The organism is Bradyrhizobium sp. KBS0727, from assembly GCF_005937885.2.
Classification (GTDB): domain Bacteria; phylum Pseudomonadota; class Alphaproteobacteria; order Rhizobiales; family Xanthobacteraceae; genus Bradyrhizobium.
Genome location: NZ_CP042176.1, coordinates 5,299,348 through 5,317,476, shown reverse-complemented (window position 1 = coordinate 5,317,476; position 18,129 = coordinate 5,299,348). Strand labels below are relative to the sequence as shown.

General features: G+C 64.5%; 16 protein-coding genes. 4 read left to right on the top strand and 12 right to left on the bottom strand.

Annotated elements, in window-relative coordinates; genetic code table 11:
* Positions 1-56 precede the first annotated feature (56 nt).
* Entirely contained in the window at positions 57-686 is a 630-nt protein-coding gene (gene upp / locus FFI89_RS24940; protein WP_138830234.1) for a uracil phosphoribosyltransferase, read from the top strand.
* A gap of 30 nt (positions 687-716) precedes the next feature.
* Here the strand turns inward: upp and FFI89_RS24935 are convergent, their stop codons facing one another.
* Both FFI89_RS24935 and FFI89_RS24930 read right to left on the bottom strand, forming a co-directional pair.
* Positions 717-1,175 (bottom strand): dCMP deaminase family protein, encoded by a 459-nt coding sequence (locus tag FFI89_RS24935; protein ID WP_138830233.1) that lies wholly within the window; start codon positions 1,173-1,175, stop codon positions 717-719.
* Positions 1,176-1,303: 128 nt separating this feature from the next.
* Positions 1,304-2,194: a hypothetical protein gene (locus tag FFI89_RS24930; protein WP_138830232.1), complete on the bottom strand. Its 891-nt coding sequence runs from the start codon at positions 2,192-2,194 to the stop codon at positions 1,304-1,306.
* Positions 2,195-2,330: 136 nt separating this feature from the next.
* Between FFI89_RS24930 and FFI89_RS24925 the strand changes: the two genes are divergently transcribed.
* Complete coding sequence (locus FFI89_RS24925; protein ID WP_138830231.1) at positions 2,331-4,655, top strand: xanthine dehydrogenase family protein molybdopterin-binding subunit; 2,325 nt, start codon at positions 2,331-2,333, stop codon at positions 4,653-4,655.
* A gap of 54 nt (positions 4,656-4,709) precedes the next feature.
* Positions 4,710-5,894 carry a CaiB/BaiF CoA-transferase family protein gene (locus FFI89_RS24920; protein WP_138830230.1) on the top strand — a complete coding sequence of 395 codons (1,185 nt, stop codon included), beginning with the start codon at positions 4,710-4,712 and terminating at the stop codon, positions 5,892-5,894.
* 666 nt (positions 5,895-6,560) lie between these two features.
* Here the strand turns inward: FFI89_RS24920 and FFI89_RS24915 are convergent.
* The 10 genes from FFI89_RS24915 to FFI89_RS24870 all read right to left on the bottom strand — a co-directional run bounded on the left by FFI89_RS24915 (position 6,561) and on the right by FFI89_RS24870 (position 17,566).
* Positions 6,561-7,559, bottom strand: coding sequence for an ABC transporter ATP-binding protein (locus FFI89_RS24915; protein WP_138830229.1), 999 nt, complete (start codon positions 7,557-7,559; stop codon positions 6,561-6,563).
* Positions 7,556-8,536 carry an ABC transporter ATP-binding protein gene (locus FFI89_RS24910; protein ID WP_138830228.1) on the bottom strand — a complete coding sequence of 327 codons (981 nt, stop codon included), beginning with the start codon at positions 8,534-8,536 and terminating at the stop codon, positions 7,556-7,558. The genes FFI89_RS24915 and FFI89_RS24910 overlap by 4 nt, the downstream gene beginning before the upstream one ends.
* Entirely contained in the window at positions 8,536-9,453 is a 918-nt protein-coding gene (locus tag FFI89_RS24905) for an ABC transporter permease (RefSeq protein WP_138830227.1), read from the bottom strand. Before FFI89_RS24905 ends, FFI89_RS24910 begins: the two co-directional genes overlap by 1 nt.
* Entirely contained in the window at positions 9,419-10,378 is a 960-nt protein-coding gene (locus FFI89_RS24900; RefSeq protein ID WP_138830226.1) for an ABC transporter permease, read from the bottom strand. Before FFI89_RS24900 ends, FFI89_RS24905 begins: the two co-directional genes overlap by 35 nt.
* A gap of 22 nt (positions 10,379-10,400) precedes the next feature.
* Positions 10,401-12,197, bottom strand: a complete 1,797-nt coding sequence (locus FFI89_RS24895; RefSeq protein WP_138830225.1) for a peptide ABC transporter substrate-binding protein — start codon at positions 12,195-12,197, stop codon at positions 10,401-10,403.
* A 266-nt stretch (positions 12,198-12,463) separates the two neighbouring features.
* Positions 12,464-13,882 carry a M20 family metallopeptidase gene (locus tag FFI89_RS24890; protein WP_138830224.1) on the bottom strand — a complete coding sequence of 473 codons (1,419 nt, stop codon included), beginning with the start codon at positions 13,880-13,882 and terminating at the stop codon, positions 12,464-12,466.
* Positions 13,883-14,002: 120 nt separating this feature from the next.
* The gene (locus FFI89_RS24885) at positions 14,003-14,758 is read right to left on the bottom strand and encodes a GntR family transcriptional regulator (protein WP_138830223.1); all 756 of its coding nucleotides are present in this window, start codon (positions 14,756-14,758) and stop codon (positions 14,003-14,005) included.
* Positions 14,748-15,722: a Gfo/Idh/MocA family protein gene (locus FFI89_RS24880; RefSeq protein WP_138830222.1), complete on the bottom strand. Its 975-nt coding sequence runs from the start codon at positions 15,720-15,722 to the stop codon at positions 14,748-14,750. Before FFI89_RS24880 ends, FFI89_RS24885 begins: the two co-directional genes overlap by 11 nt.
* Positions 15,719-16,603 (bottom strand): NAD(P)-dependent oxidoreductase, encoded by an 885-nt coding sequence (locus tag FFI89_RS24875; RefSeq protein WP_138830221.1) that lies wholly within the window; start codon positions 16,601-16,603, stop codon positions 15,719-15,721. The genes FFI89_RS24880 and FFI89_RS24875 overlap by 4 nt, the downstream gene beginning before the upstream one ends.
* Entirely contained in the window at positions 16,604-17,566 is a 963-nt protein-coding gene (locus FFI89_RS24870) for a tripartite tricarboxylate transporter substrate binding protein (protein WP_138830220.1), read from the bottom strand.
* Positions 17,567-17,726: 160 nt separating this feature from the next.
* On the opposite strand from FFI89_RS24870, the gene FFI89_RS24865 reads away from it, so the two are divergent.
* Positions 17,727-18,128 carry a carboxymuconolactone decarboxylase family protein gene (locus FFI89_RS24865; RefSeq protein ID WP_138830219.1) on the top strand — a complete coding sequence of 134 codons (402 nt, stop codon included), beginning with the start codon at positions 17,727-17,729 and terminating at the stop codon, positions 18,126-18,128.
* Position 18,129: the final 1 nt, after the last annotated feature.

Genomic DNA, 18,129 nt, shown 5'->3' with positions numbered 1-18,129 from the left:
GCGGAACGCGTTTGCGCGGAGATCATGCTCAATAGAAGAAGCAGGGATATTAAGCCATGGAAGGCGTCACGATCGTTAGCCACCCGCTGGTACAGCACAAGCTGACACTGTTGCGCAGCAAGGATACCTCGACCAAGTCGTTTCGCGAACTCCTCAAGGAGATCGGGATGCTGCTCTGCTACGAGGTGACCCGCGATCTGCCGCTTGCCGATGTCGAGATCGAGACGCCGCTGGCGAAGATGAAGTCGCCGGAGATATCCGGCAAGAAGCTGGTGTTCGCGCCGGTGCTGCGCGCCGGCGTCACCTTTGCCGACGGCATGCTCGACCTGGTGCCGACCGCGCGCGTCGCCCATATCGGCCTCTATCGCGAGCCGGAAACGTTCACCGCCGTGGAATATTTCTTCAAGGCCCCGAGCGATCTGCACGAGCGGCTCGTGATCGTGGTCTCCCCGGTGCTGGCGACGGCCAACCTGTCCGTCGCGGCGGTAGACCGGCTCAAGGAGCGCGGAGCCAACGATATCCGCCTGGTCAGCCTGATCGCCTCGCCGCAAGGGATCGAGCGCATGCGCGGTATTCACCCGGATGTGCCGGTCTGGCTCGCCGCGATCGACGAAGGGCTCGACAAGGACGCCTTTATCGTGCCGGGCCTTGGCGACGCCGGCGACCGCGCCTACGGCACCCGGTAATTGTGACTAATCGTCTTCGGGTGGTCGCGATCAGCTATTGTTTTCGGATACGTCCGGCAGTTCGGCCAGTCTCGGAATGAAGCGCACGGTGACATTGGCTTCCTTCAGCATGGTGCTGGCGATGGCGAAATCCTGGGCCCAATTGGAGTTGGGCCGGTCGAGTTCGTAGCCGATGACCTCCGTGATCCCTGATTGAATGATCGCCTTGGTGCATTCGACGCAGGGAAACCAGGGAACGTAGATCGCGCAGCCCTTGAGCGCGATCCCGGTGCGGGCCGCGTTGAAGATCGCGTTCTGCTCGGCGTGGCAGCTCCAGATGTATTTCGCGCCGGTAATGCGGGAGTGGCGTTCCTCCACCGCATCGTTCACGCCGCGCGGCAGGCCGTTGAATCCGGTCGAGCGTATCTCGTTATCGGGCCCGACGATGACGGCGCCGACGCGCCGTCCCTTCTCGATGCTCCATTCCGCCAGATGGTGGGCCAGTAGCATGAACCGCTCATCCCATTTACTGTCTCGCAATTCGGCTCACCCTGACGTTATCGTGCGCTGCAGCATCAAATAGGCCCGGATAACAGTCAAGACCCGGTTTCAAGGCCCGGTTAACAGGACGTGGGAGGCTATCGGCGGTCGTATTCGTCCGGCCCCATCGCCCAGCGCCACTGGTCGTGGCCGAAGGCGTAGTTGCGGTTGTTCTGGGCCGGATTGCGGTTGACCATCGGCCGCATGAACATCGGATGGGTCGCACTGCGCACCTCGTGCTCGACCGTGAACAGGTGCTTGCCGCTGGCGAGATCGACGAGGTCGCGAAACCGGTACTGGTACGGGTTGTCCTCGCTGAAGATCAGGTTGCGTTCAGCCAGCCGCCGGTGCGGTCCGGAAAAATTCGTGATGTAGATCTGCACATGGTGGCCGTCATATTCGCGCTGCGGCCGGTCGGTCTCGCGGAACCGCAGATGCTGGCCGTGGCCGGTCTTCACCACAGCGACGGTGCCGTCGCCGTTGTGCAGTTCCGCCGGCATTCCCATGATCTCGGGATAGAAGGCGCAGATCGCCGACGCGGTCCCGAGGGGCACGTCGAACTCGACATAGGGAATGCCGAGCGTGATGCGCCCGAAACGATCGGCGTCCGGTTCGTGGCAACGCAGGCGATTGCCCCACGGACAGGTCGCCTCGACGTAGTCGTTATGCTCGGCGAATGCGAACGCGGTGCCTTCGAGCTTTTTGGCGACGGAAGCGAGCCGGTCGAGCAGCGCCTCGCGGCCCGAGATCACTAGGCCGGTATGGCCGCGCAGCACCTGCGCACTTCCGCTCGGCAGATGAAACTGGCTCCTGCCGACATTGACCCACATGTTGGTGTCGGACACCATCAGATAGGGATCGCGGGTGAGCCCAAGTCCCGCGACGTAAAACAACGTCGCCAGGCGCTGATCGGGGACCTGGACGTTGACATGTTCGAGGTGGATGGCGTTGCCGAGGTCCTCGGCGGCACGATCGAAGGGCTGGTGCATGAAAGCGGCTCGGAGTGTGAATGCACGACTATTGTAATACTAGGGCAGGGCAACCGACTATTCCAACCATTCAAGGTACCATTTTGAAGCATGGCTGCACTTGCCTTCACGAACGCCCAGTTCCATACAACCTGATATGACCGAGCCGCTCCTGGGACGCAGTATCAACCGTCTTGAAGACGCGCGCTTCGTAAGGGGGAGCGGGCGTTACATCGCCGATCTGGCGACGCCGAACGCGCTTCACGGCGTTGTCGTTCGCTCGCCGCATGCGCATGCGCGCATCCGCCAGCTTGAAGTCGATGCGGCGCGCCGGATGCCCGGCGTCGTAGCCGTACTCACGGGGGCCGATCTGGCTTCCGATCATATTGGCCCGCTGCCGTGCGCGACGACCCAGATCCCGATGACCATGCCGCTGGTGGTGCCGCCCTGTCACGCGCTGGCGGCCGACGTGGTTCGCTATGTCGGCGAACCCGTCGCCTTCGTGGTCGCGGAAAGCATCGAAAGCGCCCGCGATGCCGCCGAGGCGGTTGTCGTCGACTATGAGCCGCTGGCGCCGGTCGTCGCGATCACGGACGCCGTGACGCCGGGAGCGCCGGCGATCTGGCCGGAGGCAAAGGACAATTCTGCGTTTCAGTTCAACCGCGGCGAAATCAGTCCGGTGGAAGCCGCGATCGGCAGTGCCGCGCATGTCGTGGAATGCGAACTGGTCAACAACCGCGTGGTCGCGGCTCCCTTGGAAACACGCGGTGCGCTCGGCGAGTTCGACGCGTCGAGCGGCCGCCTGCACCTGACGGCGTCCGCCGCCGGTGCGCATGCGATCCGCGACCTGCTCGCCGATCAGGTTTTTCGCGTCCCCCGTCAACAGCTTCGCGTCACTATTCCCGACGTCGGCGGCGGCTTCGGGATGAAGAACGTGCTCTATCCCGAATGGGTGCTGGTGCTGTGGGCGGCGCGGCGCCTCGGCCGTCCGGTCAATTGGATCGGGGAGCGCGGCGAGGATTTCGTCGCCTCCGTGCATGGCCGCGACAGCATCGTCCGAGCGCGCCTGGCGCTCGATCGGAACGGCCGCTTCCTCGCGCTCGACACACACGTTCTCGCCAATCTGGGCGCCTATGTCTCGACGGTGGCGCCGGTCGTGCCGACCATGGCGATGGCAAGCGCGATGGGCGGCGTTTACGACATTCCGCTGATCGCATTTCAGGCGAAGGGCGTCTTCACCAACACCACGCCGGTCGACGCCTATCGCGGCGCCGGCAAGCCCGAGGCGAACTATCTGATCGAGCGCCTGATCGATATCGCCGCCGCCCAACTCGGCATGGATGCGCTGAAGCTGCGGCGCAAGAACATCGTCAGCCGGTTTCCCTACGCAAGCGCGATGGGACTCACGATCGAGCAAGGCAGCTTTGCGCACGCCATCGATTGCGCGGTCGCGGCCGTGGAGGGATTCAAGGCGCGCCAAAAGAGTTCGCGCGCGCGAGGCCGCTTGCGTGGTCTAGGTTATGCCTGCTTCCTCGAAACCGCGCGGGGTCAACCCAATGAAGTGGCGGAAGTCGGTTTCAGTGAGGACGGCCTGATCGATATAAAAGTCGGCACGCATTCCAATGGCCAGGGCCATGAAACGACCTACGCCCAGATCGCGGCCGCCGCGCTTGGTTTGCCGCTGGATCGATTTCGATTTCGGCAGGGCGATACCGACGATCTCGATAGCGGCGGCGGACATGGCGGCGCGCGCTCCATGCACCAGGGCGGCACCGCGGTGCTGATGGCGGCCGAAGGCCTGATCGAGAATGCGCGACGGCTGGCCGCGCGGCTGCTGCAAACCAGCGTCGATGCCGTCAGCTACGAAGCCGGCCTGTTGCGCGTGGCCGCGACAGGGCAGGAGATCAGTGTCGATGAGGTGGCGCGCGTCTCGTACCAGATGCCGAGCGACGACGTCGCGCCCGGCCTCGCACATAAGGCAACCCATCTCTGCGACCGCTACACCTTTCCCAACGGGTGCCATGTCGCCGAAGTCGAGATCGACCCGGCGACCGGCGAGGTGACGCTCGCGCGTTACGTGATCTTCGATGACTACGGCCGCCTGCTCGATCCGCGCCTGACGCTGGGGCAGGTGCATGGCGGCGTGGTGCAAGGCATCGGGCAGGCGCTGTTCGAGCAGGCGCTGTACGACGGCGAGACCGGCCAGATCCTTTCGGGATCGCTGATGGATTATGCGCTGCCGCGTGCCGACGATATTCCCTCGTTCGAGGGCGCCCTGACACCCGATTTTCCAAGCAGCGCCAACCGGCTCGGCGTGAAAGGAAGCGGCCAGGCCGGCGCCATCGCCGCACCCGCCACCATCATGAACGCCGTAATGAATGCACTGACGCCGCTCGGCGTGACGCATCTCGACATGCCGGCGACGCCCTCCCGCATCTGGCACGCGATCGAGGCGGCGCGGCGGGGACGCCAGAACGGTTGACTCGCTGCCCGCAATTAGAGAACGCTTCAGCCAAACGAAAGCAAAGGTAGGTCGATGGGGGGAGTTCTGGAGGGCGTTCGCGTCCTGGATTTCGGGCGCTATATCGCGGGACCGTATTGTGCGACCTTGCTGGCCGAATTCGGCGCCGAAGTCATCCGCGTCGAAAAGCTCGATGGCAGCGAGGATCGCTTCGTCGCTCCCGTCGGCGAAGGCGGCGAGGGTGCGCTGTTCCTGCAGATCAACCGCAACAAGAAGTGCATCACCCTCAATCCGATGAAGCCCGAGGGCCAGGAAGTGATGCGTCGGCTGATCGCGACCGCAGACGTCGTCGTCGCCAACCTGCCGCCGCAGACGCTTGCGGCGATGAAGCTCGATTACGATTCGCTGAAGGCGATCAAACCGGACATTATTCTAACGACGGCAACCGCGTTCGGCGGGCCAGGGCCATGGTCCGACCGCGTCGGCTTCGACGGCGTCGGGCAGGTGATGTCGGGCGCGGTCTATATGACCGGCGCCGGCGATCCGCCGTACCGGGCGGCCGTCAACTGGGTCGATTTCGGAACGGCGCTGCATTGTGCGTTCGGCACGCTCGCGGCCCTGATGGAGAAGGCCAAGTCGGGGCGCGGCCAGATCGTCGAGGGCGCGCTGCTGGCGACTGCGCTGTCCTTTACCAATTCGACGCTGATCGAACAGGCGGTGATCGCGGCCAATCGCGTTCCGACCGGCAATCTCGGCCAGACCGCGGCGCCCGTCGACATCTACCGCACCAAGGACGGCTGGGTGCTGTGCCAGGTGACGGGCCACCCGCTGTTCATTCGCTGGGCCAAACTGATGGGTGAGGAGTTCTGGCTACAGGATCCACGCTTTGCCGACGATCTCAAGCGCGGCGAGAACGGTCCCGTCATCAGCGAACGGATGGCGCGCTGGTGCGCCGAGCGTACCTCGCAGGAGGCGCTCGATACCCTCGGCAAGGCGATGATTCCGGCAGGCCCCGTCCTGAGCCCGCAACAGGCGCTGGATCATCCGCATATTCGCGCCGCCGGCTTCATGCAGGACGTCGACTATCCGGGACTGCCGAAACCCGCGCCGCTGGCGCGCGCTGCGGTACGGCTGTCGGAAACGCCCGGCGAGATCGTGACGCGGCCGCCGACGCTCGGCGAACACACCAATCTGGTGCTGGCCGAACTCGGCTATGATGCGGCAACGATCACGGCACTACGGGATAAACGTATCGTGTAGCGGCGGGCTTCGCCTGTTCCAGGGTCTGATTTGTCGGCGCGTCAATCACCGGCATCCGCGACAAATTGGCACGACGGGCAAATCACCAAAGTCTGTCCAGTGCTCGGCGCAAAAATATTTCCGTTGCGCCGTCGGGCAAATCAGGAGTTCAACTCCGCTCGTCTACCGCGACAAGAGGGGCGATCGCGATCGTCACGAACGTGCGGTGGGATGCGATGGACGCGAAGGCTGCGACTGACGAGCGTGGCATGAGCGTACGGCGAAATCGTTTGGGTCCGACGCCCCGGTGCTGGCGTCAAGTTGGCGGAAGCGAAAGCCGAAGCTGATGATGGTGGCAAGAAAGCCGGTCACCAGGACGAAATCGTATAAGCCGTAAAGCCATTGCGCAGGGAAGGCCGGTGTGTTTCCGCCAAACCTGCATGCTCGTGCGCGTGTTTGATGCACTGTTTTGCGCGCGAGACCGCGGGTGCGGCGCGCACCCGGTCTTCCCTGCGCCCTCTGATTTCGAGGGCACGGATTTCTTTCAAAACTTCGGGCGCGATGCGCCGCGAGATCAAGAACGTATGTCTCACAACGTCATTGCGAGCGAAGCGAAGCAATCCATCTCGCCGCAAAAGGGGAAAAACGGATTGCTTCGTCGCCACGCTCCTCGCAATGACGGTCGGCTCACGCCAGATGGCAGGCCACGAAATGTCCGTCGCTGCCCTGCTTCAGCTCGGGCGCAACTTCGCGGCAGCGCGGTTCGGCGATCGGGCAGCGGGTGTGGAAATGACAGCCCTTCGGCGGGTTCATCGGGCTTGGCACGTCGCCCTGCAGGCGGATCCGCTTGCGTTTCACCTTGGGGTCCGGCACCGGCACGGCGGAGAGCAGCGCCTGCGTATAGGGATGCTGCGGATGGCGGTAGAGGTCGCTGGCGCTGGCCAGCTCGACGATGCGGCCGAGATACATCACCGCGACGCGGTCGGAGATATGCTCGACGACGGACAGATCGTGGGCCACGAACAGATAAGTGAGGTTCATTTCGGCCTGCAGGTCTTCCAGCAGATTGATCACCTGCGCCTGGATCGAAACGTCGAGCGCCGAAACCGGCTCGTCGCAGACGATGAATTTGGGCTCGACCGCGAGCGCACGCGCGATCACGATACGCTGGCGCTGGCCGCCGGAAAATTCGTGCGGGTAGCGGCGCATGTGCTCGGGCTTGAGTCCGACCTTGAGAAGCAGGCTCGCGACACGCTCCTCGCGCTCGCGGGCCGAGGAGGCGAGCTTGTGGATGATGAAGGCTTCGCCGAGGATCGCGCCGACGGTCATGCGCGGATTGAGCGAGGCGAACGGATCCTGGAATACGATCTGGATGTTGCGCCGCATCGCGCGCAGATCGTCGCCGCCGAGGTTCAGCACGTTCTGCCCGTCGAAGATAATCTCGCCTTCGCTGGGCTCGATCAGCCGCATGACGCAGCGGGCGGTGGTGGATTTGCCGCAGCCGGATTCGCCGACCAGTCCGAGCGTCTCGCCGCGCTTCACCGCGAACGACACGCCATCCACCGCGTGAACGCGCCCGACCTCGCGCGAAAGCAGTCCGCCCTTGACGGCAAAATGCTTCTTCAGATCGGTAACGCGCAACAGCGATTCGCTGGTTTCGGGCGCGCGCACGGGAAACTCGCTCATGGCACAGCTCCCAGATGGCAGGCCATGCGATGACCGGGCGCGATCTCGCGCAGCAGCGGTTCCACTTCGGTGCAGATGCGCATGGCGAAGCGGCAGCGCGCGGCGAAGCGGCAGCCGGGGGCGGGATTGATCAGGCTCGGCACCGAACCGCCGATCGCCTCCAGCCGGGTCTTGTGGGTGGCGGCGAGGTCGATGCGCGGAATGGAGCGGATCAGGCCCTGTGTATAGGGATGGCCCGGGCTTTCGAACAGGCTGTCGACGTCGGCCTCCTCGACGATCTTGCCGGCATACATCACCACCACGCGTTGCGCGGTCTCGGCCACCACGCCCATCGCATGGGTGATCAGCATGACCGCCATGCCGAAGCGCTCCTTCATGTCCTGCAGCAAATCGAGGATTTGCGCCTGGATGGTGACGTCGAGCGCGGTGGTCGGCTCATCTGCGATGACGAGCTTGGGCTTGCAGGCCAGCGCCATCGCGATCATGACGCGCTGGCGCATGCCGCCCGAGAACTGATGCGGGTAGTCATGCACCCGGCCGGCGGCGTTCGGGAGCTGGACCAGTTGCAGCATTTCGATGGTGCGGGCGAGCGCCTGCTTGCGCGTCACGGCCTCGTGGCGGCGCAGGCTCTCGGCGATCTGTTCGCCGATGGACAGCACCGGGTTGAGCGAGGTCATCGGCTCCTGGAAGATAAAGCCGATTTCCTTGGCCCGGACCTCATCCAGCTGCTCGCTGGTCAGCGGCACGAGGTCGCGGCCCTCGAAGATGATCTGACCCGCCGCGATGCGGCCCGGCGGCATCGCGATCAGCTTGAGGATCGACATCGCGGTGACGGTCTTGCCGCAACCGGATTCCCCGACCACGCACAGCGTCTCGCCCTTGTTGATCGAGAGATCGACACCGTCGACGGCCTGAAGGATGCCGTCGTCGGTGGCGAAGTGGGTCTTCAGGCCCTTGATTTCGAGCAGCGGCGCCATCAGATCACCCGCCGCGCGTCGAGCGCATCGCGCAACCCGTCGCCGATGAAGTTGATGGCGACGACGGCGATGAAGATCGCCCCGCCCGGGAACATGGCCCAGTGCGCGGCGATGTCGAGATAATCCTTGGCGTCGTAGAGCAGCCGGCCCCAGGTCGGCGTATCCGGCGGAAAGCCGAGGCCGAGAAACGACAGTGTCGATTCCGCGATGATGGCGGCGGCGACATCGATGGTGCCCGCAATGATCACTGGCCCGAGCGCATTGGGCAGGATGTGGCGGACGATCTGCCGCAACGGACTGGCGCCGAGTGCGCGGGCGGCCTCGACGAACTCCTTCTCGCGCAGCGAGAGGAACTGGGCGCGCACCAGGCGGGCGACCGGCATCCAGCGCAGGCCGCCGATCACAAGGACGATGAGAATGAAGATGCCGCCCTCCGGGCCGAACGCGGCCTTGAGCCCGTCGCGGAACAGGTAGATCAGCAGAAGCAGCAGCGGCAATTGCGGCAGCGAGAGGAAGAGGTCGGTGAGCCACATCAGCGCATGGCCGAGCGCGCCGCGCGACATGCCGGCGAGCGCGCCGATCAGCGTGCCGACGATCACCGACACCGCCATCGCGGCAAGGCCGACCGCGAGCGAGATGCGGCCGCCATAGATCATCCGGGCGAGGATATCCTGACCCAAATCGTCGGTGCCGAAGGGGTGGGCGAACGAGGGGCCTTCCAGCCGCGCCGTGAAATCGATTTCGTTGATGGCGACGCGCCAGACGAACGGGCCGAAGATCACCGCCGCGGCCAGCACCAGCAGCAGCACTGCGCTGACCACGGCGAGCTTGTGGCGGCGGTAGCGCCGCCAGGTCTCGCGCCAGGGCGAGTAGCCGCCCCGCTCAACGGAGCGAGATGCGAGGGTCAAGCCAGCCATACAGAACATCCGCGATCAGATTGAAGAACACCACGAGACAGGCGAACACGAACGTCACGGCCATCACGACCGGCGTGTCATTGGAGAGAATGGAGGAAATCAAGAGCGAGCCGATGCCGGGAATGCGGAAGATCTGCTCGGTGACGATGGCGCCGCCGAACACGGCCGGTATCTGCAGCGCAATCAGGGTCACGACCGGGATCATGGCGTTGCGCATCACATGCTTGACGATCACCGTGGCCTGACCGAGCCCCTTGGCGCGGGCGGTGGTGACGTAGTCGAGCCGGATCACGTCCAGCATGGCCGAGCGCACGAAGCGGGTCATGGAGGCCGCCTGGAACAGGCCGAGCACCATCACCGGCATGATGGCCTGCTTGATCTGTTCGAGCACCCAGTGAATGCCGGTTCCCTTGACGTCGGTCGAATAGACGAAGGGCAGCCAGTCCAGCTTGACCGAAAATACCAGGATGAACAGCAGGCCGGTGAAGAAGGTCGGCAGCGAAAAGCCGATGAAGGCGAGGGTGTTGGCGATCTGGTCGAAGATCGAATACGGCCTGGTCGCGGCAAAGACGCCGACCGGGATCGCAATCGCGAGCGCCAGCAACTGCGCCGAGCCGATCACATAGAGCGTGGTGGGCAGGCGCTGCAGGATCAGCGTGTCGACGTTCGTGCGGCTGGCAAAGGAGAAGCCCCAGTCGCCCTGCGCCATCGCCGCCAGCCAGTGCAGGTAGCGAAGATAGATCGGGTCGTCGAGGCCGAACTTGGCCCGAAGCGCGAGGGCTATTTCGGGCGGTACGTTCGGATTGGTTGCGAGGTCGCCAAAGGGGTCGCCGGGCGCCAGCGCCAGCACGGTGAACAGAACGAGCGAGATGCCGAGCAGGCTCGGCACCGCGATCAGCAGGCGACGCAGGACATACTGGCCCATGAGGGAACGATCCCTTCGACTTCTATCCCGTCGCCTCCCGATACCAGTCCTGCAGGTTATCCAGATCGTTAGCCCAGCCGCTCATCACCGGGCGCAGCGCGTTGGCGGTGGCGCCGACCTTGACGCGGTGCATCACGGGAATCATGACGCCCTCCTGCCACATCAGGTCGTTGCACTTGATGTAGAGCGCCGCGCGCTTGACCGGGTCGACTTCGGTTTCCGCCGCATCGACCGCCGCGTCGTATTCCTTGTTGACCCAGCGCGGGAAATTCGAGCCCTGCCACTTGTTCTCCTTGGTGGCGACGTAGCGCGAATGATAGCGCCGCATCAGCAGGACCGGATCGGGCTGGGTCATCGGGATCTGGAACATCTCGAGGTCGGCGTAGAAATGCGCATAAGTGTCGGGATTGGCGACGTCGGAGGAGAAGAACACCGAGGCGACGACCGACTTCAGCTCGACGTCGATCCCGGCCTTCTGGCAGGCCTGCTTGACGATGGCCTGGGTCTTCTGGCGCGGTCCGTTGATCGAGGTCTGATAGAGCAGCTTCAGCTTCTTGCCGTCCTTCTCGCGGATGCCGTCCGCGCCCGGCTTCCATCCGGCATCGTCCAGCAGCTTGCTCGCCTTTTCGATGCTGAACTCCCACGACGTGTTCTTGGAAACGAATGGCGCGGGGCCGTTGAGATAGTTGGAGGTGGTGCGTCCGGCGCGGCCGTAGATGACCTTCTGAACGGCGTTGCGGTCGATCAGCAGCGCCAGCGCCTTGCGCACCCTGATGTCGGACAGGATCGGATGCTTGGTCTTCATCGAGGAACGTTCGCCGTCGACCTCGGTGTTGGGGTCGGTGGAGTTGACGGCGATGAACTCGATGTCGCCACCGACTGCATAGATGGTCTTGCCCTTGCCGCCCTTCTCGAGGCGCAGCAGGACTTCGTCCTCGACCTGCATGTTCCAGGCATAGTCATATTCGCCGGTCTGGATGATGGCGCGCGCCGCCGAGACGGCATCGCCGCCGCCCTTCAGCTCGATCGTGTCGAAGTAGGGACGGTTGGCCATGTGATAGTCGGGGTTGATCTCGCCGCGGATCAGGTCGCCCGGCTTGAACTCGACGAATTTGTAGGCGCCGGTGCCGACCGGCTTGAGGTTGTTCGGGGCTTCGCGCGATTTGCCGCCCTTGTACTCGGCGAACAGGTGCTTTGGGATGATGCAGCCATAGGCGCCGACAAAGGCGTTGGCCCAGAACGGCGTGGGCACCTTGAACAGGATGCGGACGGTGAGGTCATCGACCTTCTCGACCGTGGCATCGCCGAAAGCGCCGCTGCTCACCGCCGCGGTAGCGGGATCGGTGGCGTATTCCCAGTTGAACACGACGTCGTCGGCGGTGAACGGTTTGCCGTCGTGCCATTTGACGCCGGGCTTGAGTTTCCAGGTCACCGACTTGGCGTCGGCAGCGAGGCCTCCGTTCTGGATCGAGGGAATTTCGGCGGCGAGGATCGGGTTGAGATGACCGTCGAGATCCCAGCTTGCGAGCGGCTCATAGAAGATGCGCGAAGCGTCCTGATCCTTGGTGCCGGTGGCGAAATGCGGATTGAGCAGGGTCGGCCCCTGCCACCACAGCAGCTTCAGCGGTCCGCCTCCGCCACGTTTGGTCGGCATGTACTGTGCGGGGCTCTGGGCCATGGCGACGCCGCCGACGGCGAGAATTTGGGTGGCCATGGGCGCGGTGAGGCCAAGGGCGATCATACGCTGAATGAAGCCGCGGCGATCCATGCGCCCGTCTTTCACTTCGTTGATCATGGTACGCAGTTCGGTATCCAGCATAGTTCCCCTCGTCCGGTTCGCGCCTCGTCACGGCGCGCCGCAGGGGTGCGCCGGGTATGCCTTTGGCAGATGGCAATAGATGGCACACCAAATGCCTCGGAGGTCAACGTCTGGCGCGCGACAATCCAGATCAAGGCGAGCGGATTCTGGTGATCGCTTGGGCAGAAGGACGCTGCGGCGCACACGGCTTCGGCAATCCGGCGGTTCCGGCGTGGCGAAACCGGTCCGGATTGCAAAAAATTTGTTCGTTGGGTTCGCGGGCCGCGCTAGCCCAGCGACATGTCCAGCGGCGGCGCCACGCTGTCCGGCATCGGGCAGACATAGGGTGTCCGGGCGGTGCGCTTCTCCAGATCAGCCCTGGCGGCGGCGACCAAGTCCGGCTCGGTCAGCGCCTTGATGCCAAGTCCGGCCATCGCCTTCGCGGCCTGCACCATCGCCTTGTGGGCGGCCGGGGTCTTGCCCTGCGCCACCACCTGCCAGGTGTGCAAGGGGGTACCGATCGCGATGGTCGGGGCATGGACCTGCACGGTCGGAACCACCCAGCTCACGTCGCCCACGTCGGTCGAGCCGATCTGCGGATTGCGTTTGGCATCCATTGGAACCAGAAAATCGGCCAGCGGTCGGTCGGTGGGGTCCATGCCGATCGAATGATAGACGCTGGCGATGTCCTTGTCGGTCAGTGTCGACTGGATCTTGGCGGCGAAATCCTTGTCGATGTCGTCGAAATGCGGCGGGCCGAGTTCCTGCATGATGCCATGCAGCGCTTCCTCGAGCGGGGTGTTGAACAGGATGTTGGAGACGGCGGAAATGATCCGCATCTCCATCTTGGTCTCGGTCATCAACGCCGCGCCCTGCGCGACCTTGTGGACGCGCGCCACCAGTTCGTTCATGCCGGGCAGGTCGCGGGCGCGGATCGAGTAGCGCACGCGGGCGTGGGCCTGCACCACGTTGGGGGCAATGCCGCCGGTGTCGAGCACGGCATAGTGGATCCGGGCGTCGCTCGGCATGTGCTCGCGCATGTAGTTGACGCCGACATTCATCAGTTCCACCGCGTCGAGCGCGCTGCGGCCGAGATGCGGGGAAGCTGCGGCATGCGAGGTGCGGCCGGTGAAGATGAAGTCGGCGCGGGTGTTGGCGAGCGACGGCGTCACCACGACTTCCCAGAAGCTCGACGGGTGCCAGGTGATGGCGATGTCGGCATCGGCGAACGCGCCGGAGCGCACCATGAAGGCTTTCGCAGCGCCGCCTTCTTCGGCGGGACAGCCGTAATAGCGCACGCGTCCCGGCACCTTGTTGGCGGCGAGCCAGTCCTTCACCGCGGTGGCGGCGAGCAGGGCGGCGGAGCCGAGGAGATTATGGCCGCAGCCGTGGCCATGGCCGCCGGCTTCGATCGGGCGATGTTCCGCCACGCCCGCTTCCTGGCTGAGGCCCGGCAGCGCGTCATATTCGCCGAGGAACGCGATAACGGGGCCGCCTTCGCCCGCTTCGCCCATCAGGGCGGTGGGAATGCTGGCGACGTTCTCGGTGATGCGGAAACCCTGGTGGCGCAGCTCGGCCAGGTGTTCGGCCGAAGAGCGCGCCTCGGTGTAACACACCTCCGGCATCGCCCAGACCCTGTCGGCGAGGGCGACGAAGCGCGGCTTGATGGTGTCGACGCCACGCCAGATGTCACTGCGGTTGTCCATCGTCAGATCCCGATCTTGAACTCGATATGAGGATTGGAATTGTTATCAGCTTCGCCGGATCGCGCCTAGCGCCTGGGGCGACATCAGCCATGCCGCACTGTTCAACTCTCGCTGACTTTTCTACACCCGCGGCCGCAGCGACCGTTGCATGTCCATCGTATAGGTGTAGCGGCCTTCGGGATGGGTGGTGACCGTGACCTCGAACAGTTCCTCGCGCCGGCCGTAATAGCGGCGCACCATGGTCAGCGCCGGCGATCCCGGCTTGACCTTGAGCGGCTTGGCTAGCCGGGCCGGCATGCCGCGCACGAACACTTCGAGCTGGGCGTATTCGATGGTCTCGCCGTACATCTTCGCGATCTGCTCATGCACCGGTGTCCGGCCGTGGTCCTTGCGGTCGACGACGCCGGCAAATTTCCGCAGCACGTAGATTTCGGTCCAGCCCAGCGGCGCCGCAAATTCGTCGGAACGGCGGACCGCCTCGATCAGGAACCAGTGCTTGCCGGGTTCGCATTTCAGCATCGCCGCGAGCTTGCGGTCGGCGACGATCTCGCTCGAGCGCACTACCTGACGATAGGTCTCGTTGGAATATCGCAGCCATTCGGTCAGCGACTTGACGCTGTGGGTGAACAGCACCGGCGGTTCGGCGGCGATGACGACGGAGCCGAGCCCGGCGCGGCGCACGATCAGACCTTGTTCGGTGATGATGCGCAGCGCCTCGCGCACGGTCTGGCGGCTCGCCGCATAGCGCGCCATCAATTCGGTCTCGGTCGGCAGCAGGTCTCCGACCGGATATTTGCCGAGCCTGACAGCTTTCTGCAGTTCGGCCGCGATGTCGCGGTAGCGCGTGGTTTTGCGGGCTTCCTCCTTATTGGCCATCGCACCGCACCGGTTGGCCCGATTTCATCGAGGCCAGGGCGGCCTCGAATGCCGCGAGCGTCGCCAGCACGTCCGCCTCCGGTACCGGAAACGTCCGCCTGCCTTCGACGGCATCGGCAAATGCGTCGAGCTCGGCGCGCAGCACGTTGATGGCCGGAAAGATGTGTCGCATCGGCTTGCTGCCGGACACCCGCCTGATCAAGGTCATTTCGTCCAGCACCTCCGCAGACCCCTGGGTTCCGAACACATGCACGCGCCAGTAGAACGGCGTGGCCCTGATGGTCGAGAGCGTCCCGGTGACGCCGCTGACAAAATCCATCATCAGCATGGCGGTGTCCAGCGGTGGCGGACCCGGCTCGCGGGCATGCAGTTGCGCCGAGATCTGCCGCACCGGTCCAAGCATACTGATGAACGCGTCCAGTACATGAAGGCCGGCGCCGGTCAGCCCGCCACCCGGCGATTCAGCTTCCGACAATCGCCAGCCCGCGGCGATGTTTTGCGAGTTCTCGTTGCTGTTGTGGCCTTCGATATGGAGCAGGGTGCCCAACTCGCCACCGGCGACGATATCGCGCAACGCCCGCAACGAGGGCCAGAAGCGCCGGTTGTGTCCGACCGCAAGCAGGACGCCGGCCGCGCGGCAGGTGTCGAACATCCGCGCGGCGTCGGCGCGATGCAACGCGAGCGGCTTTTCGCAGAACACCTGCTTGCCCGCAGCGGCGCAGGCGATCACCTGCGCCGGATGCAGCGAGTGCGGCGTTGCCAGCAACACCGCCTTGATCGCGGGATCGGCCAAAACGTCATCGAGAGTAGGAGAAAGATCGAGGTGATACCGGTTGCAGAACTCCCGCGCGCCATCGGCATCGGGCTCGACGGCGCGGACGATCTTCAGCCTGTCGTGGCCGCCTGCGGCTTCCACGATATTGCGGCCCCAGCGGCCGAGGCCGACGATGGCGGCTGGTATCATCGGACAACCTCTGATGAAGGCCGCTGCCGGATTGCTTCGATGATCGCGGAACTGTCGCGCTCCGCTCCGTCGAGCGCGATGGCCGCGCGCAGCAGGTCGGCCCGGGCCTCGGTGACGGCGAGGCGCAGGCCCCGTCGTCGGGCTTCGTGCAGGATCAACTCGGCGTCCTTCAAGGTTTGCGCGATATGTGATTGCGGCCGAAAATCCCGGCTCACCATTTTCTCACCCTTGGTATCCATCACGCGCGAATAGGCCGCGGATTGCCGCGCGGCGGCCAGGAAAGCCTGCCCATCCAGCCCCAGCCGCTCCGCAAACACAATGCCTTCGGCCAGTGCCGCCCGGTTATTCTGCAGGATCAGATTGATCGCAAGCTTGGTCCGGCTGGCGTCGCCGATGTTGCCGATGCGAATCCGATGCGGACAGAGCACGGCCAACAGCGCGTCGAGCGCCTCGATCGCGTCAGCGTCGCCGGCGACCAGCGCGGTCGCGGCACCATCTTTGACCTCGGCGCTGGTGCCCGATATCGGCGCTTCGACAAAGGTGAAGCCCGCGTTGGCCGCGCGTGCGGCGATCCGCTCGATCTCGTCGGGTGCACACGTCGTCGTGCAGATCAAGGCCGGGCGGGCAGGGCTGAGCTCGAACTCGCCGAGCAATGCCTCGACCTGGGCGCCGTCATAGACCGCGATGACGATCGATTGCGATTGGCCGGCGAGATCGCTGCCCGAGGCTGCAATCTTTCGGCTGTCGTCTCTGAACACGTCGCGCCTATTCGCGTCGATATCGAAGCCAATCACTGCAATGCCAGCGCCGGTGAGGCGCTCCGCCAGCGCAGTTCCCATCAGGCCGAGCCCAATGATTCCGACCGGCGTGTCCCCAGACATCTATTTCGCTTCGATGCCGGCGGCCTTGGCAGCCTCGGTCCACCGCGTGATTTCGCTGTTGACGAAGGCGCCGAACTCGGCGGGCGGCATCGTCGACACGATCATGCCGAGGCTTGCGAGCCTCTCGCGGGTCGCCGGCGCCGACAGGATTTTCTCGCTCGCGGCATAGAGCTTGTTGACGATTGGCGCCGGCGTATTCGCGGGCGCCAGCAGCCCGTACCAGATGGTGGCCTCGAAGCCCGGCATGACATCGGCGAGCGGCGGCAGGTCCGGCGTCAGTTCGTTTCGCATCGGTGAGGTTACCCCGATGCCGCGCAGCATGCCGCCCTGCATCTGCGGGATCGCCACCGAGAAATCGGCAAAGGCGAGATCGATCACGCCGGCGATCACGTCGGTGACGGCGAGCGGCACGCCGCGATAGGCCGCCGAGACGATCGATATCCCGCCGCGGCTCTGCAGTTGCGCGTTCGATATCTGCGACGCGCCGGAGCCGTAGCCCGCCGTCATGTTCGGATGGGTTTTGGCGTAGGCCATGAACTGCGGCAGGTCCTTGGCCGGGAAATTGGGATTCACCAGCAGCACCATCGCCGTGGTCACGGTACGGATGACGGGCGTAAAATCCTTGGCCGGATCGTAGGGCAGGTTCTTCAGCATCGCGACATTGCTGGCCTGGGTGGTGTTGGTTCCCATCAGCAGCGTGTAGCCGTCGGGCTGGGCGCGCGCGACTTCCTGAGCGCCGATGCTGCCGAGTGCGCCGCTGCGGTTCTCGATCACGACAGTCTGTCCGAGTGCATCCTGCAACTGCTGGCCGAGCAGCCGGGCGACCTGGTCGGGGCCGGCGCCGGCCGGGAACGGCACAATGATCTTGATCTGGCGCGACGGATAATCGTCGGCGGCGTTGGCCGGCGAGCCTACAAGGCCAAGCAAGATGGCGGCGGCAACGGCACCCAAAGACAGTTTCATCGCGTGCTCCCGGCATTTATCAGCGGGATCTCTCTCGGACCCGTCCAAAACTTTATACGGACAAATAGATTTGTCGCAAGAACAATGCGGCGAATAAAGCTATCCCTGTTCGGTCGAACCTGTATATTTGACCGTATAAATCGTTCACCGGGAGCCAAACGTGGACACCAGCGAAATGTACGCGCGCGGCTTGCGCCGGCGCAAGGCGATGTTCGGCGACGCCGACGTCGAGAAGCGGATGGCGGCGGCCGGCGAATTCGGCGCGCCGCTGCAGAACATCATCAACGCCTACGTCTATGGCGATGTCTGGGAGCGCTCCGGCCTTTCCAGCGATATTCGCAGCCTGGTGATGCTGGGCATCACCGCGGCCAGCGGCAAGCCTGCCGAATTTCGCGTCCATGCCAAGGGCGCGCTGGCGAACGGCTGCACCAAGGAGCAGGTGCAGGATGTGCTGCTGCTGGTGGCGATGTATTGCGGCGTGCCGGCGGCAATCGAAACCAACCGGATCGCGGCGCAGATTTTCGGCGAAGTGCCGGCTTCCGACCCGGCGGCCGAAACCTAGC